Source organism: Vibrio sp. 10N.286.51.E5 (assembly GCF_041469125.1).
Lineage (GTDB): Bacteria > Pseudomonadota > Gammaproteobacteria > Enterobacterales > Vibrionaceae > Vibrio > Vibrio crassostreae_C.
The window spans coordinates 79660-105643 of sequence record NZ_JBFRJZ010000045.1 but is presented as its reverse complement, the minus strand read 5'-3'; the positions used below and the strand labels follow the sequence as shown (position 1 = coordinate 105643).

Sequence of the window (25984 nt, the reverse complement as noted above, 5' to 3'; positions counted from 1 at the left end):
TTTTAAAGCTCTAAGTCAGAACTGTTTAAACATAAAAAAGAGAGGCACAATGGCCTCTCTTTGATCGTCTACTTTATATTGCTAGCGTTGAGCTATCAGACTACAGCTTTGTCCAAGCATCTTGCCAGTATTGGCTATCTGCTGGAGCGTAAGACGCGCTTGCACACCATGCCGTGTATGGCCAAGGCTTACATTCGTACAAGCCATTATCGCTGCCGACCACAATGTCACCTGCTGCGTAGTTTGTGCCCGCTTCATATGGAGGGTAATCACCTGGAGGAGGTGTTGTTCCGCCACCGTCTTTAACAGCGAACGAATCGTTTACCATCACCATTTCACCGTCAGATGCTTTACCGACTACTTCAAGTGCATATTGCCCTTCCGCTACATCGTATAAGTCGATGGTAATAGCACGGCTGTACGTTACGTTAACCTTAGTTTGCTCAACCACAGTACCTGCACTGTTGATCACCATAGCGGTAACATCTAATGCTTCATTTGATGTCAGTGTCAGATCTAAACGCACGTTGCCGTTATCTGGCGCATATTGTGATTGAAGTCCTGAAACCGAAAGCTCTAAGTCATCGCCCGGATCTGGGTTACCACCACATGAAGAGTCTGAAACTTTTCTCCAAACGCCCCACTCACCTGTTGTTCCTGGCTCTTCGCCGCGAGTGTACCAACCTGCTCCCCACGTTGAACCGTCATGAGATACTTGGTCACCTTCAACATAAACGGTGTCGGCATCCCATGCAGCAGCACAGTTAGAACCATCAGTTACAGACACTTTACGGTCAACGGTTACGGTTTGGTTCGCGCTGTCTGTCACGCTATACACAAGTGTGTAGTTGCCGATTTCATTTACATCGACACTGCCAGTGTGTGTAATAGTGCTTGTCAGGTCGCCATCTTCAGCATCATTCGCCGTCACGCCTGCCATAGCATCAAATGCAGTACCCAACACAACTGTTGTGTCAGATACGCCATTAAATACTGGCTTCTGGCTGTAAACCTCTACCGTTCTCGCTTTAGTGGTTTCGTTGTTATCGCTGTCTTTCACTCGGTAAGTCAAAACGTAAGTGCCAATAACACTGGTTTCAACGTAACCTTCGACATCGATTGATGACGTTAGATCGCCGTCTTCTTTGTCTGTTGCCGTCACGCCATCCATAGGATCAAACGTTGTGCCGTGAAGAACACGCGTATTTTCGACACCTTTAAGAACGGGCTCGCCCTCGACTGGTGGTGGCGTTACCTGACCGTGTACAAACGGGCCGTAGTCTTTAATGAACTGCTCGTTGTATTGTTGGCCGTTTTTGTTGGTGCCCATGTCCCAGTTGATAGACCAAGTCATCACACCACGTAGCGGTTGACCTTGCGCCGTTAGGCTATCAAATGCGTCGTATAAATCTTGTGGCTCTTGTACAAAACCGGTTGCTGCAGCATCGATGCTTGAAGGAATACCAAACACGAGCTTGTCATGTGGGATTTTGTGGAAGCCACGCGTTCCGTTGATAAGAGAATCAGAAATGTAGTAGATGAATTCTTCTTTTAACGCATCGTTGTTTTGAGCAATCCAACCCACGCCTTCAACCCAGATACCATCGCCACCTTGGTTGTAAAATTGTGGGTTAATCCAGTCGTAGTAGCCTTCTAGATTATCGATATAAGGAACGTACTTACCGCCTGTCGTGAGATACGGGAACTCAGGCGCCATTGTAATAAGGAAGTTTTTACCTTCCGCGCGGTAGTGATCTTTCACTAGCTTAAGTGCATCCGGAATCACGGTTTGGTTGTTTGCGGCGGTTACGGCTGCTTGTTCAAGGTCAATATCTAGGCCATCGAAGCCGTAACGCTCGGTAAGACGGATAATCTCATCAGCAAAGGCTCTTTCATCACCGGTTTCTAGCTCTACGTGTGCATCAGCACCACCCAAAGCCAACAGTACAGAGCGACCTTGCTTGTTGAGCTCAGAGATTTGGTCAATAATTTGTTCTTCTGAAAGCCCAATGGTTGGGTCCAGTTTAAAAGTTGGGATTCGACCATCAGCCACATCGTAAACCTTCATGAATGACACATTCACGATGTTGTACATTGGGTTCACTTCATCCAGCGTCACACATGGCGCATTACCACCTTGGTAGCCGCCACCGTCACACCAGTTATGCCAATAGCCAACCACCACGCCAGAGTCTGGATTCGTCATATCTGAACCATTCGCATAAACAGCGCCAGACATTGCCGCCATGCCGAGCGATACTGCTAATTGTAGAGCTTTACGTTTCAACATTAGTCCCACTTCCTTACTTAACAGCTGTGCCAATCACAACCGAACCAATTCATTGTAATCATGAATATTTATAGATAAGTAATGGAATTTATAGGAAAAGATGACCTTTGATTTAACTTGTGATTTTAAGTCACAGATTGAATATCAGAATCAATATGATTTTGACTTTTCATTCAAATTGAAATGCTAAAAACTGTTATTTTCGGCTGAATGCATTGACCATATAAATATTTAATCAACCTTAATTCACTAAGATAATTAACCAAAAATATAAAAAATCACCGATAGGAAAAAATAAACTTTAAATCGGCAAAAATCATCCCAAATACGCCGTAATTACTGACCTAAGACCAGATGCCATTGCGAGTGATATCACTAAAACAGCCTGGATATAGCCATCATACATGTGCTAGCAATACGCACGTATAACGGAATATAGGAGCAAGAATTTGTAGGATTTTGAATGTATACGTCGGGAGTTTTTCAGTTAACCGTCAGTGCCAGATGAATAATATGCATCCAATAGTGAAATAAAATTCACCTTGTCAAGTTCATTAAGTTGATTAATTCCAGCCGCTGCTTTTCTTCCTCCGCCAGTCGCAAAACTTGAGCAAATTTCGTCTGCACCCGTTCTATTTGATAATGGCGCACGTAAGCTCACCGTGTAAGACTCGCCGTCTTGGTTTTTCGTTAATACTGCTTGCGCTCGGTTTGGATCTTGATTAACGATTTCATTACCAAATACGCCACTGATGCGCATTGCCCAAGTCTCGCCTGGTAGTTCAAACACACGTGCGACTTCACTTTCATAAACAGGAGCAAGGTTTGATAACTGCTGGCGATCATTTTGATAAGCATCTCGTAGTCGATAAAACACCGAGTCTTTATCATCCAAAAGATCAAACGGGTTCGGGTATTGATAAAGGGTTTCGTAGAGCTCAGCTGGCGTGAAATGCAAATCACTGAGTGACGAACCGTAACCGTTGTAGTTAATCAAGGTACCTAGCTCTTCTAGAAACTCTTTTTGAGATTGAGCGAATCCATTTTCATCCGCTAGCCGCGCCGCCACCGTTTTTAGATTGTCGCCAAAGGCAGCTGCGATTGCCCAAGCCACATGCGCACCATTCAGCTTCTGGTTAATCAGCAAGCTCGTGCAGCTCTCTGGCGCGGTATCAATCAGAGTATCTAAATGACTAGAAGTTGGGACATCCCCTGTTCGGTGGTGATCGCAATAAAATACATTGATGTTTGCGTCTAGCAGTGAGTGCAGTGCAGGCAGGTTTTTCTCCATCGATACATCTAAAACGGTAACGGAAGAAACATCACCTTGCTTACCCGGCTCCATAGTTTGAGTAACAACTTGAGAGACCAACTTAATATCACGCTTAACACCAGTAATGAGCACGCTCTCTCTTGGCTCACTTAATCGCAGCTGTAACAACGCGATTATGCCATCTGCGTCTCCGTTGAATACGTCGTAGTGCATGTTGTTCCTCTTCCTATAGATTTAACCGTTTGCCAGAAACGCGCCAATTCGTTTGTGTGTTCGATAGTCTGTCATTATTTTAGTTATATTTCACAGATACTTAAGTCTATTTTGGAATGCCTTATTCTCATTAGATTGAAAAGACAAACACATTAATAATATTGTATGACTTATGTCACAGTAAAAGAATACGAAAAGATTATAAAATAAGCGCCTCCCACTTAATGATAAAGAGACGAATGAACACTACCACCACTCTTGTTTATGACACTTTGAAAAGCCTTGCTGCTCACGCTCCTGAGCAACATGCCGAGATTCGCCAGCGTTTATATGAGCAGTTGAGCCTGCCATTTAACAAGCAGCTCTCGTTATACGCTAATGTGCTTGGTCCTATCAGCTCAGGTAAGTTAGCGGGATGCGACAATATTGATAAAGCGGTTGAACTGGCACTGGATGTGCTGGAAGGCCGAAATAAGTAGTCCCCCCTTTAATACGTAATATAACGGCCCAGATCTTCCCCCAGATCGGGCCGTTTTTTTATTCTCGTCATTTATCTATTTGAATTTCAGGCACAAAAAAGGCGTAGATGATCCACGCCTTTTGTTTTAGTAAGTTCTATGTTGTTTATGAAGTCTTGAACTGCGCGACCGCTTGGTCCATATCGTTCGCTTGCTCTGCTACCTTGTCCACTTCAACTAAGCAATGCTGCGCCGAAGCGTTATTGTCGTTCGAGATAGTGTTCAGCTCAGTAATTGAGTCACTCACTTGCGCCATTACTGCGCCCTGCTCTTCAATCGCTGAAGCAATACGTTCTGAATTACCTTGGATGCTTTCCATGTCGCTCAAGATAAGTTGCAAGCTCGCATCCAGCTCTTCCGAATCTTTCAGCGTTAGTTGACCTTGTTGATTACACTCGCCAATCTCTGCCATCGACGCCTGCATCTGGCTTTGAATTGCACTCACCACTGAAGTTATCTCTGTGGTCGATTGATGCGTTCTGCTTGCTAGTGCGCGTACTTCATCGGCAACTACCGCAAAGCCACGACCTTGTTCACCCGCACGTGCTGCTTCAATTGCTGCGTTCAATGCCAATAGGTTAGTTTGTTCTGCAATGCCTTGGATGATGTTTACTGCATCGCCGATCTGGTCAACATGATGGTTCAGTGAACTGATCGAATCTTGGCTGCTTGAAAGACGTTCAGACAACTGGGTGATGTTGCTGATGGTTTCAACCACCACTTCACGGCCTTTATCGGCATTCACTTTCGCTTGATGTACACCTTCAGCGGCAACCGATGTGCTTTCAGAGATCTCGCCAATGGTGAGTACCATCTCTTGAACTGACGTTGTCATTGTAGATGTGTGATTTGCTTGAACTTCAAACTGTTTGATTACTGACTCTAGCTCATCATGCATGTTCGATGTGCTTTGTGTCAGTTGCAGTGACTTAAATTGAGAGGCAGCGATAAGCCCTTCCAGTTGATCCAACAGTTGGTTGAAGTATTGGCCTAGCGTGCTGAGTTCGTCTTTACCATCTAGGTGAGAGCGAATAGACACGTCGTTTGAGTTAACGATATTACGGATAACCGAAAGCAGTGACTCAATTTTGCCAATGATAGAACGGACGATTAACCAGCTGAACAGAATGATCGACACAAGTAGTGTGACGCAAAGGATGTTGTTGATCAGCGATAGTTTGTCCATCTCTTGCTGCGTTTGTTGGTCTAGCACCGCCGAGAATTCTTTAAACTGAGTCTCGATAACGTGCGAACCAGAACGCGCTTCGCCTAGCAGGCCTTCGTTATGCTTCAAACCGATCACGCGCTTTTGCTCAACCACTTGGCGAGCAGCGTCTATCAAAGCCGCTGAGCTACTCATATTTGAAGTTATAGAAAGAACACTCGGGTCAAACTCCCCCTTCTCAATTAAGTCATTGAACAGGTAAAGCTCGATTTTTTGTTCCGCACTGGCTGTCGCGCTGATGTTATCGAGCAAAACATGAAACTCGCCTAGCATACCTTTGTCACGTGATAGCCCATAGACTTCGCTCGCTTTAACTAAGTTAACAAAGCTGGTGTGGTAAGTTTCGATGTCTTCACGTAGGTGTGTGCTGTTGGCTAAACCTAAATCACTGAGCACTGTATCTAGCTCAGATTCAGACGCTAAGAATTTTTTGTAGTTTACGTCGAACTTGTCGAGGTATTTCATATCGCTACGCAGTAAAAAATCTTTCTCGTTACGGCGAAGGTTGAGCAAACGCACTTCAAGCTCTTTGGTAATTTGTTTGGCTTCGCTCATTTGAGCGGTGGTGTCTGCAAATTGTGATGTGGTAAACAGCAGTGAAATCATGCCGAAGATGGAGAACATCCCCAACGAATAGAGCTTTTTCTTTATATTCATATACGTGGCTCGTCTTTACTAAATTAACTATGAGTATCTAAATAAATCGCATCAAAGAATGGATATCCAACTTGCGCGACCTGGTTATTGTTATATTTTTTGTATCAGTAATGAGCACTAAATCTAGCGACTGTTCAGCCCACCAGCAGTGACATTCTCAATGGTATTCAAACAGAGAATGAATCTTTTCACTAAAGATAAAAGCATCAATAACACAAATTGAATACATGTACATTAGTTGAATGATAAAAGTGAGAGACAGCTATTTGACGGAACATAAATGGCTTGAATGTCATGGTATACAAGGCATTGAATTAAAAGACTTTGACGCACATTTGGATGCATTCTTTATGATGACATTTTTTTGGCTCTCCAGAAGAGCACGAGCGAAGCGCAATATTGGAGGTTTTGACTTGGTTTTTAAACAGTGAATCCGTCTATTGATGATTGTACAGTAGAGCGTAAACGGCGAAAAAAATGGACCTACTCAATTCGAGTCAGGTCCATCTTTTGATTTTCTAGTCAATCGCTTTGCAGCTAAAGAGTTAGGTGCGAATTCAAGGCTGGCTAAAACGCTTTTACCATCTTGGTTAGGCACTTCAATAACACCGCTTTCTCGTCTTCTTCGATATCTTGCGTCAGCTCATTAACCAAATTCAAGTGAAGCTGATTGTGGTGAACGTGTATCTTCTGCCCTTCATCCGTCAAGGCAACCACAATCGCACGACGATCTGTTGGGTGTTCATGGCGCTCAATCAATTCAGCTTTAACCAACTTTTCTATTTGAACAGTAAGTGTACCCGTGGTAATACCCAACTTTTCAGCGAGCTCTTTCATTCTTAACGCACCATGCATACCAAGTACTTCAATGGTGTGTACTTGAGCCAGGGAATAACCCGTCTCTTTGACAACAGACTGCTCCCACGAAGACATTTTATCGTAGAACTCAGTCAGTATTTGGTTAAGCTGTTCTATATTTCGCATGGTCGTTTGAATGCACTTCAAGAGTAAGATGATTAATCTTATCAAACTTGGCGAGCATTTGTTTATATTCAGAGACGGTTTTATCACTGTTTGATTCAAGAGTAATCGCTGCTGAATAGTGATGCCCACTCACCTTCCACATATGGAAATCGGTGACCGACGCATAAGGCGTTAAGGTTTTGGTCACTGAGTCACGATAATCTTGGTCGATATTCTCATCCAGCAGGATTGGGCTGGTTTGTTTCATAAGGTTCATCGTCCACTTAGCAATCACGAATGCGCCAACCATTCCCATTGCTGCATCTAACCAGTTCCAACCGTAAAACTTACCAAATAGCAGCGCAACAATCGCAAGCAGCGAAGTTAGAGTATCCGCCAACACATGCATGTAGGCTGCGCGTAGGTTGTGATCATGATGGTGTCCGTGATGCTCGCCATGTTTATGACCATGGTCGCTGTCGTGCTCATGGCTATGTGAATGACCGTGATTCTTACTATGATTGTGGCCATGCTCGTGTCCGTGATCATGATGGTGATCGCCAAGTAAAAACATACTCACCACATTCACAGTTAAACCAATACAAGCAACGATGATCGCTTCATTGAACTGAATCGCTTGTGGGTTAAACAAACGATGTACTGATTCCACCAGCATCAACAATGCCACAATCCCCAATGCAATCGCGCTGGTGTAGCCCCCTAACACGCTGACTTTGCCAGTACCGAAAGAGAAACGTTCGCTCTCGGCATGTTTCTTCGCATAACGGTATGCAAATAAGGTGATACCAAACGCTGCGGCGTGCGTCCCCATGTGCCAACCATCGGCAAGCAATGCCATCGAGCCGTAAATAGTACCTGCAACAATTTCGACAACCATGGTAACGACGGTCAATAACAGGACATAGAACGTGCGTTTCTCACCTTGACTGTTATGTGAAGAAAAGTTGTGTTGGTGACGTGTTGGAAAACTCAAAATGGCGTCCTTAGCTCGTGTGTTCAATGTTAGGAGTCGTTACTGATTAATCTTGCTTAAAAAGTGCTTTGACTCACAAGTAGTTTGATTATCAAATCAATAAATGGAATTTAGTTTGATTATCAAACATTGTCAACGATGAATTTTAAGGCTCTGATTTGGGAGAGTAATAATTTATAGGGCGATCTAATTAGTTCGACAGCCTGTTAGGTGGAGAAACAGCTGCGCTTTGCAGACACAAAAAAGCCCACACGAGGTGGGCTACTAAGATCAGAAGGAGTTATTGGTTTTGCAACAGTGTAATCTCATCATTCACCCAACCTAACAGCTGCTTGGTTGCTTTCGACAAGACTTGGTTCTGCCGAACAATATAACCAAGACTGGTGCTCGAGAAGTTGGTCAATGGTGTCACTTTCGAATGCAGGTGCTGCTTGGTGGATACCGCAAACTCCGGGACAATAGCCACACCAAATCCCGCTTCTGCCCAGTCGATTTGAGCATCGACACTCCCTACTTCCATCACCCTATAATTAGGTAGATTAAGGCTTGGTAAACCTTCATCAATAAAGTCACGCGTTCTCGTATCATGACCTAGTAGAATCAAAGTGAGCTCTGCATCAGAGTCTCGGATATCAACCCCATCGCCAAGCGCACACCAAGAAAGCTCTTGCAGCTTAGTGAAATACAAAGACTCGTTGTGCTGCTCTTTGGCGATAACAAAACCAATATCCGCTTGAGCATTTTTAACTAAATTCGATGCCTGAGATGACGTGGTATTCAAGAGCGTAAGGTCAATACCGGGATACTGCGCTTTGAACTTCTGGAACGGACGAATTAGCAAAAATCGAGAAATGATGTCACTTACGGCAATGGTTAACGTCCCTATTTTAAGGTCGTTAATGGCATTGAGATCGGCCTGACAAATCTGCAGTTCGAGTAGCGTTCTTTGGCTTGTTTCCAATAGCCGTTCACCCGCTTGAGTCAATTGAAAAGGGCTTCTCTCTATCAACTTTATGCGTGTTTGTTGTTCCAGTTGTTTTAGGTGCAAACTCACATTGGGTTGTGTCATGTGCAGTGCATTGGCCGCTTTCCCAAAATGCTTGTACTCCGCAAGCGTCACAAACGTCTTCAACAAATTAATATCGAGCATCATGTCCTCTCTCTCGTGTCACTTATATCATTCCCTAAAAATGAAGAATGCCCCATCCGTCATTCCCTTCAGTGCGGAATATCCTCACATCGTCGTTCCCTACAGTGAGGAACGAACGTGATAGGGAATCTCGTTTGTGGTTTGAGATTCCTGATACCTCGTTCCTCGATTCTGGAATGACGGTTGTTTTGACGTTTCTCTACTGATTATCGCCGTTCATTAAATTGAGGAATACCCCCACATCGTCATTCCCTACAGTGAGGAACGAACGCGATAGGGAGTCTCGCTTGTAGCTTAAGACTTTAAGGATATATGGAATCCTTATCAAGATAATAAAGATAATTAATTTCTCTTATCCACCTTGTAGGCCTAACATGATTCCTCAATCAGTTAGGAGAAAAATTATGCCATCTATCGTTGTTGTGGGCGCAAACTGGGGTGATGAAGGCAAAGGCCGCATCGTCGATTTTTTAGCAGACCAAGCTTCTGCTAGCATTCGTTTCCAAGGCGGAAACAATGCAGGTCATACTGTGGTAAATGACTTCGGTACATTCAAACTGCACCAACTACCTAGTGGTATTTTTAATCCTAATTGTACGGCGGTTCTTGGCCCTGGCATGGTGATCAGCCCTGCTGCGCTAACTGAAGAGATTGCAGAAGTTCAAGAGGCTGGCATCAAAGTGAAAATGGCGATCTCAGATCGTGCGACACTGTGTCTCCCTTTACATGCTCTTGAAGATACGCTTGAAGAAGAGCGTTTGGGCGATGGCGCTTACGGCTCTACACGTCAAGGCATTGCACCAGCGTACGGCGATCGTGTAATGAAGAAAGGCATTCTTGTCGGTTGGCTGAATCAACCTGAAATTTTAGAGCAGCGTATTCAATTCCTACTTGATTGGAAGATGCCTCAGCTTAAAGCGCTCTACCCTCAATGTGACTTCTCCCAGACTGCTTCTGAAATGACAGAATGGCTACTTGAAGTAACTAAAGCGTGGCGCCCGTTCATCTGCAACGTAACTGAGCCGCTTAAAGCGCTGCAATCACAAGACGCAAACCTACTGTTTGAAGCTCAGTTAGGCGCAGGTCGCGACCTTGTCTACGGTGAATACCCTTGGACAACATCTTCGAATGTAACCGCAGCTTATGCTGGCATTGGTAGCGGTTTACCTGCACTTCGTCCTGAACGTGTTATCGCTGTTGCTAAATCATTCAGCTCGTCTGTTGGTACTGGCACGCTAGTAACTGCAATGGAAGAACAAGACAGCTTCCGCGAAAGCTCTAACGAATACGGCGCAACAACAGGCCGCCCACGTGACATGGGTTACTTTGATGCAGTGGCAACTCGCAACGGTGTTGACCTACAAGCTGCAACGGAAATAGCACTGACTAAGATCGATTGCCTGTCTGGTTTGTCTGAACTTAAAATCTGTACCGCTTACTCAGGTGAACATACTGAGAACCCGATTTGGCCACAAACGGCTGAGCTAAAGCCCGTATATGAAGATATGGCTGGCTGGGATGAAGACATCACGGGTTGCCGCACGTTTGAGAGCCTTCCTCAAGCAGCGCAAGATTACGTTACTCGTATCGAAGAGCTGATGGGTGTGCCAATCGTGATGGTATCGGTAGGTCCAGAGCGCGAGCAAATGATCATTCGAGGTTAGATCTCTATTCGAGTATTTCAGCTAAAGTGATTGTTTTAGCTGAAATACTCATTGATAAAATCAAATGTCATCAAATTTAAAGCGACTACACATTCTTCTTATAATTCTCAGCCTGCTCTAGCACGCCTTTGTAAACATCATCATTGGCTACTGGTGGGAAGCCATATTTGTGTAGCAGTAAGATTAAATCCACTTTCAACTTGGCTTTGATGTCATCGCGGCCTGCCCAGTCTGGGTATTGAGCGACATTGTCTACTGTGGTTTTCATCTCCTTCGCCAGTTCGAGCATCTTGTCATCGTCGTAAGTGAAATCGTACTTCTTGCGCATGTGGTTCAAGATATCGAGGAACGCTTTCTCTTCTAGGTCGATGCCTAGGTCTTCAAACGAGCCCATTTCTTTCACGATATCAAAGATAATGTCGGTCATTTCTTGAGAGAAGGTATCGAACTCCTCACCATTCAACACATCATTTTCACGACGTTCGTTGTATTGCTCCACCAGCGATTGGAAGCGCTTAGAGAAATTCATCCCTTGTAGCTGGTTGACCTTCTTGAAATCGCTTATCGCCTTCTCTAGTAGCTTCTGAAGTAGCTGAATTTTGGTGTTAGGCAGCTTAATCTTGTTGATGCGAGCTAGGTAATCTTCGTCAAAAATATCGATTGCTTCGGCGTGCTCATCACCAATGGTAAAGATCTCTTCTACTCCATCGGCACGAAGTGCTTCTGCCACTAACTCGCGAACGCGCTTATTCATTTGTGCCGTATCTGGTGCATCACCTTTGGTTAGCTTAAAGATGATAGAGCGCACTGCGATATAAAAGTGAATTTGGTCGCGCTCTTGCTGAGATAACAATTCACTACCACAGCAAACATCATAAGCCGCCTTCATACGGCCGACTAAAGCCATGAATCGGGTTTCACCTTTCTTGGTTTGAAGGATGTATTCTGCCGACTGATTAAGGCACTCTAGCTGCTTACACGGCTCTCCTGTGTAATAACCTGACGTATCGAACTTGTGGAACATCTGCCTTAACAGATCGAGATGGTTCTTCACCTCAATAACGGAAAAACGAATATCTTCAAAATTAGTGTCATCAGCCTTTGAATACATCGCTAAGGCTTGATTCATTCGCGACTTGATACCAATGTAATCGACAACCAGCCCTTTGGCCTTGCCTTCAAACTTACGGTTAACACGTGAGATGGTTTGAATCAGATTGTGTTTCTGCAACGGCTTATCGATGTAGATAGTATCCAATTCAGGAACGTCAAAACCTGTTAGCCACATGTCGACTACAATGGCTATTTTGAAATTCGACTTAGGACTCTTAAACTGCTGGTCGAGCGATTTTCGATATTCCTTGGTTCCTAACAGGCTGTACTGATCAGGATCATCGTCTTTGCCGCGCGTCATCACCATTTGCACCATCGCAAGTGGCTTTAACTCTTCTTTCTCTTTATCAGTCAGCTCGACGCCATCAATTGATAGCTTTTCCTCAAACCATTCTGGCCTTAAGATTTTGACTTGCTTATAAAAATCAAACGCGATTTCACGACTCGCACAGACAAACATCGCCTTGCCCTTTATCGTAGAACCTTCTTTAACTCGCCCTTCATAATGTTCAACAAAGTCTTTCGCCAAAGCTTCAATACGGTCAGGGTCGCCAAGAATCGCGTTCATATTGGCAGTAGCTTTCTTACTCTCTTCTATCTGATGTTCATTGGTGCCAGCTTCTGCGCACGCTTGGTAGTATTTCTCTACCTCTTCAAGCTTGCTGTTATCAAGAATGACTTTGGCTGCTCGGCCTTCATAAACAATACGAACCGTAATTTCATCATTAACCGATTCTGTCATGGTGTAGCTGTCTACTGCATCACCAAATACATCAAGGGTGGCATCTATCGGCGTTCCGGTGAAACCAACGTAAGTCGCGCTTGGTAGAGAATCGTGCAGATACTTAGCAAAGCCGTATGTCTCTTTCACATCGACGGCTATACCATCTTGATATTTGATCACCACTTTCTTATCGAGGTTGACCTGTGAACGGTGAGCTTCATCGGAAATACAGATGATGTTTGTACGCTCTGAAAGCAATTCGATGTCTTCGGTGAACTTGTGGATGGTAGTCAGGAACACACCACCACTCTTGATGCCTTGCAGCTTGTCTCTTAAATCTTGACGGCTTTTAACTGGCACAACCATCTCATCACCAATGTAATCAGAGGCATTACAGAACTGTTTAGAAAGCTGATCATCGAGATCGTTACGGTCGGTAATAAGTACAATGGTCGGGCTTTCAAAATCGATGCTTTTCATCAATAGGCGCGATAGAAATTGCATGGTGAAGCTCTTACCACACCCTGTTGCACCAAAGTAAGTGCCGCCTTTACCACTTCCGTATGGCTTACGTTCTTTGTCGATGTTGTAGTAAAGCTTACGCGCTGCGTAGTACTGCGGGTAACGGCAACAGATTTTTATCTCTTTCTTTGAAGTATCAGGGAAGAAGACAAAGTTCTTCACCACATCAAGTAATCTGGTTTGGTTAAATAACCCAGCAATCATGGTGTAGAGGGAGTTAATACCCTCTTTTTCGGTAGACTCGTTGCCCGTTACTTTGCGCCACGCGTAAAAAAACTCATACGGCGCAAACAGGTTACCCATTTTGTTGTTCACACCATCACTGATGATGCACATCGCGTTGTAGACGAACAGCTTGGGAATATCACGGCGATAACGCACACAGATTTGCTTCCATGCATCAAAAATGGTCGCGTCTTTCTCTCGCACGGCACTTTAAATTCAAACACCACCAGCGGTAAGCCGTTCACATAAAGGATGCCATCAGGGATTCGAATTTGTTCATCGACCCCCTCAATCTCTAGCTGGCTAACGATTTTATAGATATTGGTGTCAGTCGCTTCTAACCGATTTGTTTCTAGGTACGTAACCTTACCTTCAGCAACTTTTCTATCAGAGTTGTCTGCTTTAGATTTATTCTCTAGCAGCGGGACAAACATCAAGCGTAAGGCTTGTGCCAAATGTCTTGTATCGATTAACTCAATATAGAGGTCTTTCTTTGAGCGATCTTCACGCTTAAACAAGAAGCCATTCGTTAGCCATTGGCAGAAGGTTTTATTGCTATGGTACAAATCACTGGCAGGCAACGTTGAGATCATACGAACAATGGTGTCGATTTCGCTCTCGGTTATAGCATCGCCTCGGTACTCCTTGGCAAGGTAGCGTCGTAAGTCATCGACAATGAGTACTTGTTCTTTGTCTTCACGCGCTATTTGTTCACCCACTACGTGTGGGTAGCCTTGCTCACCCAATAGCTCAATAATGGCCTGTTCTAATTTGGCTTCTGTGAATTTTAAGCTCATCGCCTTTTCCTACTGCTGTTTGACGTTGTTTGTTGTTTTCTAAATTGAGTTATTTAAATTTGTTTTGTAGTAACTCGGTTTCGGGCTTTGTTCCATTTTCTCAACACCGCAGATCTTGTCACCTCCGCAGAATCAGATATATTTTGAATAATATTTCTGAATTAAAGCGAACATATTACGCTTACGCTTGTACGTGGTAGCGAGTTGCGCCACCTGACTATAAAATGTCGCCAATTGAGTAGGATGCGATTTCAGCATATTCTCTAAACGTCGAAGTAACTCTAAAGCTTGATCGTAAGCCGTATTATTGGTCTGTTCGATATAAGATGAGACTGCTCGCAGATAATAATCCAGCGTATTTTCAGGTTTATCATCCACAATATGATCGGCAAGCGAAATAAGTCCTTGTATTGATATTTTATGTTCGGCAACCCATTCGCACGCTTTGTCTAATTGCTGGTTATCGATATAGAACAGAACCAAGGCATCCGTACGATCAGAAGCTTGATTATAGCGGTCTGGTTGTTGATAGGCATTGGCAAGTAGCAGTTCAGTGCGGGAGAAAAATTCAACATCATCAATTTGGTAATTGGCTTTAAACTTCGCTAACTGTTGATAATATTGAAAGCTTGGTGATTGTTCTAACAAACGGTTAGCTAATACCCATGCAGAATGGATTTCACCTAGTTCAACATAAAGACGGAATTGAGCTTGTTCGCACGCACGAAGTTCATAATCACTCGCCATTTTTTTCGCCTTAGCTAACCAAAACTCAGCTTCTAACGGCTCTTGCTCATCAATGAACATATCAACAACTTCAAGATAATCTCGACACGTTCGTGCTATTTTTTGTTTAATTTCCGCCACTTCACGCCAATCGGAGCTGTGTTTCATTAACGGAACTGCCCATGAGCGTAAGTTCCAGCTACTCTCATCTTGCGATGCTTGATCTATCGCTTGGCGGCATAAGGTTAGAAAGTGGGTGTTAGATTGCCAAATCGCTCCAAAACTCTCTTCAATCGAAGGAAATACGTCAAATTCGTAATGGGTCAAACGCTCAAACATCCACTGCGCTTTCTCTTGCTCACTCCAATTAAGCTTTGCCAGCGTCTTTGGCATGTGTTCGTTAATCATGCTTTCAATGCCATAACGATCGCCATTGGAGTCATCAATTTGCTCTAGCACCTTATTCAACCGTTCAACAAGGTAGTTGATTAATTTCCATTGATGATCGGCGTTAAGGCTTTGCATTGATTCAATGATCATGTTCAATTGAATTTCTGCTGAGTTGAAATAATCATGGCTTTCTCGCCAATCCCAGAGCTGTTCTCGCGGTAAGGCTTGGGTAACCAACTTTTTCAGCTCGCCATATACGGCTGGCTTTTCGCGTATTTCAATTTTTGTCAGCAGTGCATTCCATGTGTACTCATCTTCTTCTAGGTATTCGAGTAGCATCTCTACCATGGCCTCTTCACCAAGGCTTTGCAGGTGATTTTTTATGGTATCTCGTTCACTACTTTGGTTTAAAGCTTGTTTTTGGTCTTGTAGGCAAAGGGCAACCGCCACGCCGTGCTTGCACAACATTTGATATTGCGCCGCAGGGCAAGTACAAGTGCCAACCAGATCGCCAGTGAAATCGAGGCTCACTTGATAATTGAGGCTGCCTTTGACCTGTGCGGTCGCGGTGTTGCCAACAAGGTTAAGCTTGCGTACTGCACCACTGCGTGAAAGCAAGATGCCTTTTTGCAAAGTGCTTGTTTCACACAGTGTCGTCAATTCAGAAATGTCGATTTCACGAGTATTAGTTGCGTTCATTATATTATGGTTCCACCTACGCTTTGCTTTGTTCTATTTCGGATTCATCTAATTCCCACCTTCGTTATCTCAGAACCGAGGCGCGAGGTATCTGAGATCTCGCTTTTCACCACCGTCAAAAACGAGATTCCTGATAAGTTCGTCCCTCACTTTCTGGAATGACGAAAGGTTACTCTGCCAGCGCCTTAGCTTGTTCTACTGGCAGGTTCTCTAAATCGATTTCGCCGGAGAGCAATTTAGGAAGCAAGGTATCTCGTAGCTGCTCTAGCTCTTTAGACTGACGTTTCAGCGACTCCATCATCAAGTATTTAGTTGTTACTAATTCAGCATACTTCTCCGCTAATTCCACCGGAGGTAGCACAACATCTTTGATAATAAACTCAGACCAATGACGTCGATACTCTTGAAACTCTTGCTTTCCTTGGATCGCATAGTAAGTCCAAATCGTTGGTCTAACGCTACCCTTAAGAGGAATTACATTCGAGGATATATCGAACTTTGAACAAGATAAGTGTGTGATACAGGTGTGGTCACCAAAAATGAAAACAGGGTCTTCTGGAGAAGCATCAAAGCCTGCGTCATCGTTATGAAAACCTAGCAAAATACTTGCGCCTTGTTCATAAACAGGCGTTTTACCATAAGGCTCAACTTGCTTCTTGGTATAGCGTTTCTTTGGTTTTAATCGTTGTACGATGTCACCAACTTGAACCGCATCCCAACCTTCTGGAATCAAACCCAACTCAGACTCAACGAGCTTTTCTGGGAAAAGCGAGGCAACTTCTTTTGAAAGAAAAGGCGCATCCATCCCTTTTGGCTGTTCGCCATTCATTTTGGCTTTTACTGGGTCAAAATCGACAAACCAAGATTTGAAAAGCGTTTGTGCCATTTGCTCTAGGGTTTGGTTTATTTGGTTGTTAAGAGTAATTTTCTGATCTAATGCTGCTCCAACAGATACTATTTGGTCTTGAACCTCTCTCCGAGGCCACTCAACTTGCAATGGATGGACATGATTGCGGTTAAGAGCAGGGTTTGCTGCACCTACATCCATTTTTTTTAATTCCGCAGACATACCTTTGAAAAAGTAGTACACAAACTGTGGATTATTCCCTTTGAAATCTTTAACCCATAGGGATGTGTCATGAGGCCAAAAGTCTTTCTCCACAAAAAACACTGTTCCTAGAGTACCTTTTCGACCGAGAACGACTCCGGGCGCTTCTACTTTAGACACATTGTGATAACTTGATATTCCTCCTGAAGAAACTACAGGCACATTACCCTCTTGCTGCTCCTTCTTGGTTATATCAAACCCTCTTTGAAGAGTAATCTGCTCACCAATTGTGGTTGAGAAAAAGTTACTCCCCATAACCCAACGCCTCCAAATTACGGCGAATCGTCTTATCTAGTTCTTGGGACTGATTCATTTGGCTATATAGGGTTTGTGAAAGCTCGCTCATCTTGGTTTCAAACGGAATGCCATCATCTTCAACTTCCGCTGCGCCAACATAGCGGCCCGGAGTCAGCACAAAATCATTAGCCTTGATATCAGCAATGGTCGCTAATTTGCTAAAGCCTGCTTTATCTTCATACTTCTCTACTTTGCCATCACCACGCTCAATACGCGCTTTAAGTTCTGCTTCATCACAGCGCCAAGCGTGGTATGTATCGGCAATCAGCGCGATATCATCTTTAGTCAGCTCTTTATTGGTGCGGCTAATCATGGTGCCCATTTCACGAGCATCAATAAACAACGTCTCTTTTTGGCGGTTACGGAAACCTTTGGTGGTGTTTTCGGTTTTGTCTTTAGTGATAAACCAAATACATACAGGGATCTGCGTAGTAAAGAACAGTTGCCCCGGCAGAGCAATCATACATTCAACGCGATCGTTCTCGATTAGCTGCTGGCGGATCTCACCTTCGCCGGACGTGGTTGAACTCATTGAGCCGTTCGCCAATACAAAGCCTGCCGTGCCTGTTTCACTTAGCTTCGAGAGCATGTGCAAAATCCAACCATAGTTGGCATTACCTGTTGGCGGTGTACGATAGCCAGCAAAGCGCGCATCATCGGTTAGCTCGGCCTCATTACGCCAACCTTTAAGGTTAAACGGTGGGTTAGCCATGATGTAATCAGCTTTTAAGTCTTTATGCTGGTCAGCAAAAAAGGTATCGGCTGCACGTTCACCTAAGTTGCCAGATAAACCGCGAATGGCTAAGTTCATCTTCGCCAGTTTATAAGTGGTCGAGGTCAACTCTTGACCATAAATAGCAATATCTTTGGTGCGCCCTTCGTGCTCTTTAATGAATTTTAAAGACTGAACAAACATACCGCCCGAGCCACAAGCCGGGTCGTAGATCTTACCTTGGAAAGGTTCTAGCATTTCAGCTAACAGTGTTACCACTGACTTAGGCGTGTAGAACTCGCCACCACCCTTGCCTTCGGTTGCTGCAAACTTACCTAGAAAGTATTCGTAAACACGACCGACTAAGTCTTCTTCGCTCATGTCACATTCGTTAGCTAACGTATCGATGTTTTCAATGCTGTCGATAAGTGACGCCAGCTTTTTCACTTCCAAACCTTGGCGCGAGAAGTAGTTGTCTGGCAGGGCGTCTTTTAAGCTAGGGTTGTTTTTTTCGATAGTCGATAAAGCGGTATCGATGATGATAGCGATATCATCTTGCTTAGCGCGCGCTTTAACAAATGACCAACGCGCATCTTCTGGTAAAAAGAAGATGTTGTCTTGTTGGTAGAACTCTTTCATCTCAACAAACGCTTCTTGCCCGTCGTCTATCATCTTCTGGCGGCGTGCTTCAAACTTGTCGCTGATGAACTTTAAGAACACAAGGCTTAATACCACGTGTTTGTATTCAGATGACTCAACACTACCACGCAACTGATTAGCGGTATCCCAAAGGGTCTCTTCAAAGCCTTTGGTCGCTTTTTTAGCTTTTGACGCAGGCTTAGCTTTTGAGGCGGGTTTCTTGTTAGCGGGTGCTTTTGCCATGTTGTTAATTACTCGAATAATGTAGGACTCTGCTTTCAAGCGCAGACTATTGAGGGCGATTATATATGAAATTGAATGAGTTGAATTGATAAAGCTCCAATTTTAGGCGCTTTTTACGTGCCTTAAGATAAGGAAATATCCAAATGATCGAGCATTTTAAAAAAGCCACAAAATTCGTTTAATCTTTATAAATAATTCAGTGGCTAGATTAGCAGCACTTAACAGTCTTGTAGGCACTCTGCATGAGCTTCACAACATTTGATTGATTACCCCAAGGTAAACATGCCTATCTCCGCACTTACAGGGGAGCTCAACATTTACGTGACTAAATTTGGTGTAACCTTACGGCTATTTGATTTGCCATGATTGACTCTTGGGTTATCCCTTTTTCCAGTTCAGACATAATGGACTCTAACTTAGGGGGGATAAATTTTGAGACTCGATTCCAGTTTTGGTATTGGTCCGCAAATAGCTCTGATCGGCCATGCTCTTTGAGAGTATCTGTTGATAAATTAGGTAGCAGCATATAAGTCGCTCCCGATGATAAAGCTAAAGAAATACCTTTAGGATCGGTGTCAAACCAAGCTATAAGCTCTACGTCTGGAAAAGCCAACGCAATTTCTTTTGAGATTACTCCCGTGTCCTTATCCCCCCGGTAAACGATAAGAGGGTTAGGCCCTATGTCGGTTTGTACTAATCTAAACTTAGAAAATGCTTCATAGTTTTCAACAATCACAACTTGGCTGTGCTCAATGCTCGTCAAATGACTTAGAGCTACCTCAATGTTCATGCCCTCTTGTAAGTCATATGATTTACCATTTATGTTCGTGGACAAAATCCCATAAACTTTAATGACCTTGTCTTTGACAGGACTTGAGCTTAACTTCTCGTTAGGAAAGAACTGAGCCATATCCGTTCGAGAATTAGGGATGGGATCAGTTAAAAGATCAAAACCAGATTGCTCTTTAATCACCTTCCTAATTTGACGTATATCTCTAGGCGTCAGCTGCAAATGTTCTCCTCTGGCGCTCCCAACACTAAAGTCGCGATGAAAAGTATCAAACACGCCACTCAGCGCTACACTGGCACCTTCATTAACCTTCGCAGGAGAGAAGAGTTGCTTTAACCGATTTAAATCACTACCCGTTATATCATCAATAATTCTACTCACAGTTTCCTCGCTATAGACACATCTTCTAAGTGAAGGTTGCCGTAACCTATATTGCTACCTTTTGCTAAATAGGTATAAGACCCGATAGGCTCAACGGTAAAGCCTTTGCTATCTTCGGGAAGCATTGAACTATGGAAATTAAGCACGCTAAATAGCCACACGTCTTTAGCGCAAGTGAGCTGGTCAAGATCTTCCGGTAAGTCACTATTGATTTGCTCGTAATACTCCAAAGCGGAAATGCTGGTTTTTCCTTTGCCAACAAAGGCTTCAGCAAAAAAGGTATCGCAATGAGAATCAATGTCCGCTTCAATCAGCTCTTGTATTTCAACATCAAGAGTCAATTCTCGGCGCTCAGCTTCTTCAACAACCGGAAGCTCTTCTTGTTCGGCGGGCTGTGCCGTAATTTTTTCAACAATATCGGCCAATTCCGGCTCTTGGTCCATATCATCAGGATTTGGGTGATGTGCAAATTGAATAGGTTCTGAAAGCCAAAACATCGGAATGCCGTCGTGCTTTGCTACCTCATCAGGCAAAATTAAATCGTCACTTGGTGTCCAGTGTGGCTCTTGATCAATAAACCGATCAAAGGCATTGATCAGGTCCTTATCGCGTTCGCGGTTACGATACTTCAGCATCAAAGCTCGGAGTTGAATTAGGATAGATCCGAGCTCTTGTTGGCAACTACGAATCGCACTGTGCATTTCAGCACAAAACAAGGTGTTGAGCTCTGAGTTATCTCCAGCCATTTCACTCAACAACTTAAAAGAGAAAGCTTTCATGCCAGTAACAAGCTTTTCAGCTTGCTCTATAGCAACTTGGTTCTCTTTTTGTTTTTGAGCGAGCGTATGGCCATAGCCAAAATCATAACTGATACGGTTTCTTAAGCGACGACAAGACTCTTGCAAGTCCATTGTGATTTCATAAACCACACCTTCAAGGCTATTAAACCTATCCGCCTCTTGTTCTCTTTTGCCATTTAATTTAGCTTCCAGGTATTCTTGCGCTAAGCTCTGAATTTCTGGAATGCGCTCAGCATGTTGAGTCCCAAGAAATGAACTCGCTTCCGTTTCAAGGAAGTAGTTCATCAATGCTTCCATCTTAGGGTGCACGCGGTAGCCGCGGCTTGTCACGATAACAACACGGGCTTCTTTTAATTTACGTAGGTCATTGGCGTTTTCATGAGTCTCACGTATCGTGCCATTTTCAAAAACATGCGTTAATGTGTCCTTTGCTTGGCTGATTAAGCGAAGCATGTGGTTAACACCACCATGTTTCCCATTGTTTTGAGGGCTCATCAAAAGTCGAACTCCCCTTGGTTCTCGTTTGCTTTGTTAACTGTCTCAACGATCTTTTCATGCGTATCGATGAAATCGAGCACCTCGTAGACAAAGTCTAATTTTCCCGTCATCACATAGAGTTGGCGCTCTTTGTTTACTAAATGAGCCACCCCTTCTTTAACCAGAAATTCGACAACTACATTGAGTTTATCCGCTGCACTGTCACGCACTTTTTTTCGACTCACTTTTGGAAGTCGATAAATACTATCGAGTTTCTCCATCAAGCTAGGAGACGATTGGATTTGCGCACTCAGCATAGGCACATTTAACTCATCACCACCAACCATCACTGCTTCAACTTGAGCAGCCTCACTGACTGTCGCTACGAACTTAACCACAGGTCGAATGATACCGTGTACATTACTCATCAACGCGGTCACCTGACGACGATTGTGGTCGTCGATACTTTTATAGGTAACATAATAGGCGCTGGTTCTGCTCGTACATTGGAGCTCGCGCCCCATAAGAGTCAACGCTTGATTGATTTCTCGGCGTGTACGATCCTCTTTAAGCGTCTTGTAAGCTTCACGATCCGTTGCTGGGCAGATAAAGCTACCACTAAGTAGAGATTCTAAGACTTGTGATACTGGCTTCATGCTTCTACTCCTGTGCTAGTTTCAGCGGCTTTAGCTAACGCAAGTTTGCTTACTTTAGGTTTGTTGAAAATGTTCTTGTAAGGCGTTAAGTGATACAGATACTTAAATAAGTTGGCCGTACGATTATTGCCATCGGGTTGAGCCGCGATAACATTGAAGTTATGTGCCCCCATCATTTTGAGCAGTTTGGCTTGGTTTTCTGCCGTCAGCTTACCAATCTCATCGGTTGGGTAAGTTATTGATAGTCGACTTGCTCCACGTTGTTGTGTCAGAAGTGCTAAATACAACATGGATTGAATGAGCAAGTTCGTACCATTACTGGCCAAATCACGCATATCTTTATCTGTTTTGGCCGTTTTACGCTGGTTGTTCTCGATGACTTCAAATTTGATGTCAAACAGCTCAGTAGGCTTTTTAACTTTCTCGGCACTAATATGGTATGTCAGTGTACTTAAAGCGTTGAAAAACTCTTTGGTTGGTAGCTCAGCAGATCCCGTTTTATCCCACTCTTCGTAAATCTCAGAGAAGTTAATAATATCTTGCCAACCTTGTAGTTTGGAAAGTGAACTTTCAACGTTAATGTCAATAGAACCAACCACCGAGAACGTGTTATTGAGCTTTACTTGTTCAGAGATATTACGACCAAGTTTCTTAATGTCACGGTCGAAGCCGAGTAGCCGATGCTTGAAGTCAACGAGCATACGCCCCATGTTGACCGCGCTTTCAATTGTTATGCTGGTCACCTGAGGAATAATGTCATTCATGATGATTTCTAGAATATCTATTCGCTTAGAGTCACTAGCAACAATATCCTCTGTAATGGCGTTTCGGCTGCTTTCATTCCAGAAACGATACAGCTCCCCGTCACCAAGGTTGAGAGTGATAGTTTCCATCTGTTGTATATCTTTTTTACGTAGCTTAGTAAGCCTCTCTAACTCCGGGAGTTTGCTCTCTACATAGCTCAAGAGTGAATTTAAATCGCCGTTATAATCGAGCGCTTCTTGGCTGCCTTCTTCGCCCTCAAACATCACATAGTTAGTTAGGCGAGAGATTGCACTGTCAGCTCGCTGTTTGTGGTTTCTCAAGATAGAAAGCTTCTCATCAAACTCTTTTTTGGTTCGATGAGCTTTGGCTCTCAACTCTTTCAGTTTAGTTTCAAAAGATTCAAACTCTTGATGCACCGTTTCAAGTTCTTTGACTTTAGTATTGCGATCGTCACGTCTCTTAGGATCATCCACTTCATAAACAGCAAGCCATATCTCATATTCTTTGATTTTATGAGACTTCACTTTTAAGTTTTTGATCTCATTATCAAGCAATTCAATTTCTTCTTTGTAGCGTTGATAGATTTCACCGCTAATACCTTGATCACTCAACCGCTGTTCATACTCCGTTTTGATGCGCTGTTTGTTCTCGCCCAACGTCAGAGTACTTTTTTCCAGTAGTTCATCTATAGCTCCGATCGTGAGATCAAGTGATGATTCAACATTGCTAATTTGAGTAAGCCTGTCGTTGTTTAGCTCTAATTTTGCTTCTTCAAAACGTTCAAGCGTCATTGAGATTTCCTGCTCAATCAGGGCTATAGCTTTCTCAATCGATTTGATGTTTATATTAATTTTTTCGACTAAGCCCTCTTTTGCACGGGCAATCTCTATTTTCTTGTTTTTAAGGTTAACCTTAGTTTGTGATAGGTCACCCTCAGCGTTTCGCAGTTCATTGCGTAATCGTGATAACTCAAGCGTTGACTGCTTAACAGCAAAATCATTTTTCAAAATTTGCTTATTGAAATCAGCCTCTGCGTCTTCAAGCTCAACGATACGGTCCATCAAGTGAGCCTGCTCTTCCACATCAGCTTTGTTGGTGACACTACAATCTGCTAGGTTGCTCGTATCGATATATAAATCGTACATTGAACCTGAATCTTCAGTCATTGATGGTGTGAGTGTCGTGTCCATCAAAAGCTCATCGGTGAGAACACGACCAAGTGGAGAGCTTTGCCACCCCTGTCGATTAGCCTCCAGGAACGAGAACAAGGTTCCTGAATCTGGGTCTAATCGGTTACTGACTACTTTTAGCCTGGTTTCGGCATCGCGCATATTTCGACGAGTGGCCTCTAATCTTTCGAGTAGCTTTTCACGTTTAGTTTGTAAGTTGACTCCTTCCTTCTCACTCAAAGTTGTCGTGTGTTTTAACGTGTCTACTTGTTCTTGTAATCTGTCCTTCTCAGACTCCAACTGCTCTCTCTGCTCAATGAGAAACTCATCAATATCTGGGTTCTTTAGTCGCTGCTTTTGAGTAGCGAGTTCAGCCCTATGCTCCATAAGAGCCTGAGATTTATCCGCTGTAAAAATCGTATGGGTTTGGGTCAGTTCCTTTAACTGTGGCTGATATACATCGTCTATCTTGTCTTTTTTAACCTTGCACTCTTTCTCGGCATCAAGTTTTTGCTCTGTTAGGTCAGACTTTTCTTTATTGAACTTACTAACAAGGTTTTGTTTGTCTTTCTCATACTTTGCTTTCGCATCATTTACCTTAGTTTCAAGATCGGCGTAACTTTGTCTTTGTTGTGCCACCCTGTCTTCCATTTCTGGCAATTGCTTTAGCTTAACGGACAGTTCTGGATAACCACTATTTTCGTATGTTATAAGCTTGCTGTGATGTACTTCGATCTCAGAGTTAATACTTGTGATAGAGCGTTGAAGAGCGCTCTTTTGAACCTCTTTATCAAGCTTATCTTGATTAATTTCGCCAATCTGCTTGTCACTGTTTTCAAGAAAATCTGAGCGCTCGATTTCGGTTTTCTTAAGAGATTCATCAAGGCTTTCAGAGGCTTCACGAATGATTGTTAAGGCATTGGCGAGCTGAGTGGTTAGATAGGCAATCTGCTTATTGTTCGCAATAGCTTCAATGAACGCTTCTTTTTTGGCTAGGAACGCTGTTAGGCCGTTGTAGTCATCACACCATTGTTCAATTCTGTTTGCATCCACACCAAACTCTAATGTGCTATTTCCTTGCTCGAGGATATCCAGGAAAAGCGCCTTTGTGTCGGCCATATTGAATTCACCTTGAATCAACGCCGCTGTGATTTTTTCAATGTGACGGACATCATGACGACCAGAGCACAAAGAGTAGCTCAGGAACTGATTGCTCAAATTCCCTGCATTAATATTTTGGATAATTTCGCGGTACTCTTTGACGCTAGTAATACGCGACTCGTATTCTAAGCCGTTAGCGTTCAGCTCCGCGGCCAGCTTTGTACAGCCGATAGCGTAAGGCTTATCTTCGCTGTCTTGTTTAATGATCACTGACTGCTCAAACTGACCTTTAACGAAAAGGTAAACAATGCCACCTTTAGTACTAAGGTTTCGATAACAAATGACATGAGCAACTTGACCACGAGCAGTAATGTACTCGAAAACAATATAACTGTTGTTGTGTGGTAAATACCATTCTGCAAAGGGCTTATTGACATTCGATTTCCTGACGATCTGCGTGCCAGTCGCTCCATAAAAGAACGGAATGAGCCTTAAAAGTGATGTTTTGCCTTCTCCGTTACCGCCAGTGATCTGAGTGGGAGCGTCAAAAGAATACTCAGAAAACATCTTGTTTTTCTGATAAGAATTTATTGCGATAACTTTGGTCAATCCGGCATACATCATCGTATCTATCTCGAGTTATGTTGTTTTTCTTGACTGAAAATCAACCAGTTTGAATTTGTGGCCACTAAATCAGGTTACA

Annotated in this window: 15 protein-coding genes and 1 pseudogene; 2 read left to right on the top strand and 14 right to left on the bottom strand. The window is 43.5% G+C overall.

What is annotated here, in order from left to right; all coding sequences use genetic code 11:
* Positions 1-100 precede the first annotated feature (100 nt).
* Both AB4161_RS16575 and AB4161_RS16570 read right to left on the bottom strand, forming a co-directional pair.
* A complete protein-coding gene (locus AB4161_RS16575) occupies positions 101-2290 on the bottom strand; it encodes an immunoglobulin-like domain-containing protein (RefSeq protein ID WP_372083660.1) in 2190 nt (729 codons plus the stop codon).
* 487 nt (positions 2291-2777) lie between these two features.
* Positions 2778-3776 carry a DHH family phosphoesterase gene (locus tag AB4161_RS16570; RefSeq protein ID WP_372083659.1) on the bottom strand — a complete coding sequence of 333 codons (999 nt, stop codon included), beginning with the start codon at positions 3774-3776 and terminating at the stop codon, positions 2778-2780.
* 239 nt (positions 3777-4015) lie between these two features.
* Between AB4161_RS16570 and AB4161_RS16565 the strand changes: the two genes are divergently transcribed.
* Positions 4016-4255 carry a PAS factor family protein gene (locus AB4161_RS16565; RefSeq protein WP_004733935.1) on the top strand — a complete coding sequence of 80 codons (240 nt, stop codon included), beginning with the start codon at positions 4016-4018 and terminating at the stop codon, positions 4253-4255.
* A gap of 145 nt (positions 4256-4400) precedes the next feature.
* On the opposite strand, the gene AB4161_RS16560 is transcribed toward AB4161_RS16565, so the two are convergent.
* The 4 genes from AB4161_RS16560 to AB4161_RS16545 form a co-directional block, all read right to left on the bottom strand.
* Positions 4401-6125: a methyl-accepting chemotaxis protein gene (locus tag AB4161_RS16560; RefSeq protein WP_372083678.1), complete on the bottom strand. Its 1725-nt coding sequence runs from the start codon at positions 6123-6125 to the stop codon at positions 4401-4403.
* A 618-nt stretch (positions 6126-6743) separates the two neighbouring features.
* Entirely contained in the window at positions 6744-7160 is a 417-nt protein-coding gene (locus AB4161_RS16555; RefSeq protein ID WP_017059185.1) for a MarR family winged helix-turn-helix transcriptional regulator, read from the bottom strand.
* The gene (gene dmeF, locus AB4161_RS16550) at positions 7138-8133 is read right to left on the bottom strand and encodes a CDF family Co(II)/Ni(II) efflux transporter DmeF (RefSeq protein ID WP_017059184.1); all 996 of its coding nucleotides are present in this window, start codon (positions 8131-8133) and stop codon (positions 7138-7140) included. The genes AB4161_RS16555 and dmeF overlap by 23 nt, the downstream gene beginning before the upstream one ends.
* Before the next feature lie 280 nt (positions 8134-8413).
* On the bottom strand, positions 8414-9286 hold the full coding sequence (locus AB4161_RS16545; RefSeq protein ID WP_372083658.1) for a LysR family transcriptional regulator: 873 nt from the start codon (positions 9284-9286) through the stop codon (positions 8414-8416).
* A 401-nt stretch (positions 9287-9687) separates the two neighbouring features.
* On the opposite strand from AB4161_RS16545, the gene AB4161_RS16540 reads away from it, so the two are divergent.
* Positions 9688-10947: an adenylosuccinate synthase gene (locus tag AB4161_RS16540; RefSeq protein WP_102547907.1), complete on the top strand. Its 1260-nt coding sequence runs from the start codon at positions 9688-9690 to the stop codon at positions 10945-10947.
* Positions 10948-11032: 85 nt separating this feature from the next.
* Here the strand turns inward: AB4161_RS16540 and AB4161_RS16535 are convergent.
* The 8 genes and pseudogenes from AB4161_RS16535 to AB4161_RS16500 all read right to left on the bottom strand — a co-directional run bounded on the left by AB4161_RS16535 (position 11033) and on the right by AB4161_RS16500 (position 25902).
* A pseudogene (locus AB4161_RS16535) lies at positions 11033-14328 on the bottom strand (type I restriction endonuclease subunit R).
* Positions 14329-14460: 132 nt separating this feature from the next.
* Positions 14461-16143 (bottom strand): SWIM zinc finger domain-containing protein, encoded by a 1683-nt coding sequence (locus tag AB4161_RS16530; protein WP_372083657.1) that lies wholly within the window; start codon positions 16141-16143, stop codon positions 14461-14463.
* A 169-nt stretch (positions 16144-16312) separates the two neighbouring features.
* Positions 16313-17506, bottom strand: coding sequence for a restriction endonuclease subunit S (locus AB4161_RS16525; RefSeq protein ID WP_372083656.1), 1194 nt, complete (start codon positions 17504-17506; stop codon positions 16313-16315).
* On the bottom strand, positions 17496-19142 hold the full coding sequence (locus tag AB4161_RS16520) for an N-6 DNA methylase (RefSeq protein ID WP_372083655.1): 1647 nt from the start codon (positions 19140-19142) through the stop codon (positions 17496-17498). Before AB4161_RS16520 ends, AB4161_RS16525 begins: the two co-directional genes overlap by 11 nt.
* Positions 19143-19467: 325 nt before the next feature.
* A complete protein-coding gene (locus tag AB4161_RS16515) occupies positions 19468-20313 on the bottom strand; it encodes a hypothetical protein (RefSeq protein WP_372083654.1) in 846 nt (281 codons plus the stop codon).
* On the bottom strand, positions 20310-21608 hold the full coding sequence (locus AB4161_RS16510) for a hypothetical protein (protein WP_372083653.1): 1299 nt from the start codon (positions 21606-21608) through the stop codon (positions 20310-20312). Before AB4161_RS16510 ends, AB4161_RS16515 begins: the two co-directional genes overlap by 4 nt.
* Positions 21608-22246, bottom strand: a complete 639-nt coding sequence (locus AB4161_RS16505; protein WP_136974917.1) for a hypothetical protein — start codon at positions 22244-22246, stop codon at positions 21608-21610. The genes AB4161_RS16510 and AB4161_RS16505 overlap by 1 nt, the downstream gene beginning before the upstream one ends.
* Positions 22243-25902: an ATP-binding protein gene (locus AB4161_RS16500; RefSeq protein WP_372083677.1), complete on the bottom strand. Its 3660-nt coding sequence runs from the start codon at positions 25900-25902 to the stop codon at positions 22243-22245. Before AB4161_RS16500 ends, AB4161_RS16505 begins: the two co-directional genes overlap by 4 nt.
* Between the last annotated feature and the right edge of the window lie 82 nt (positions 25903-25984).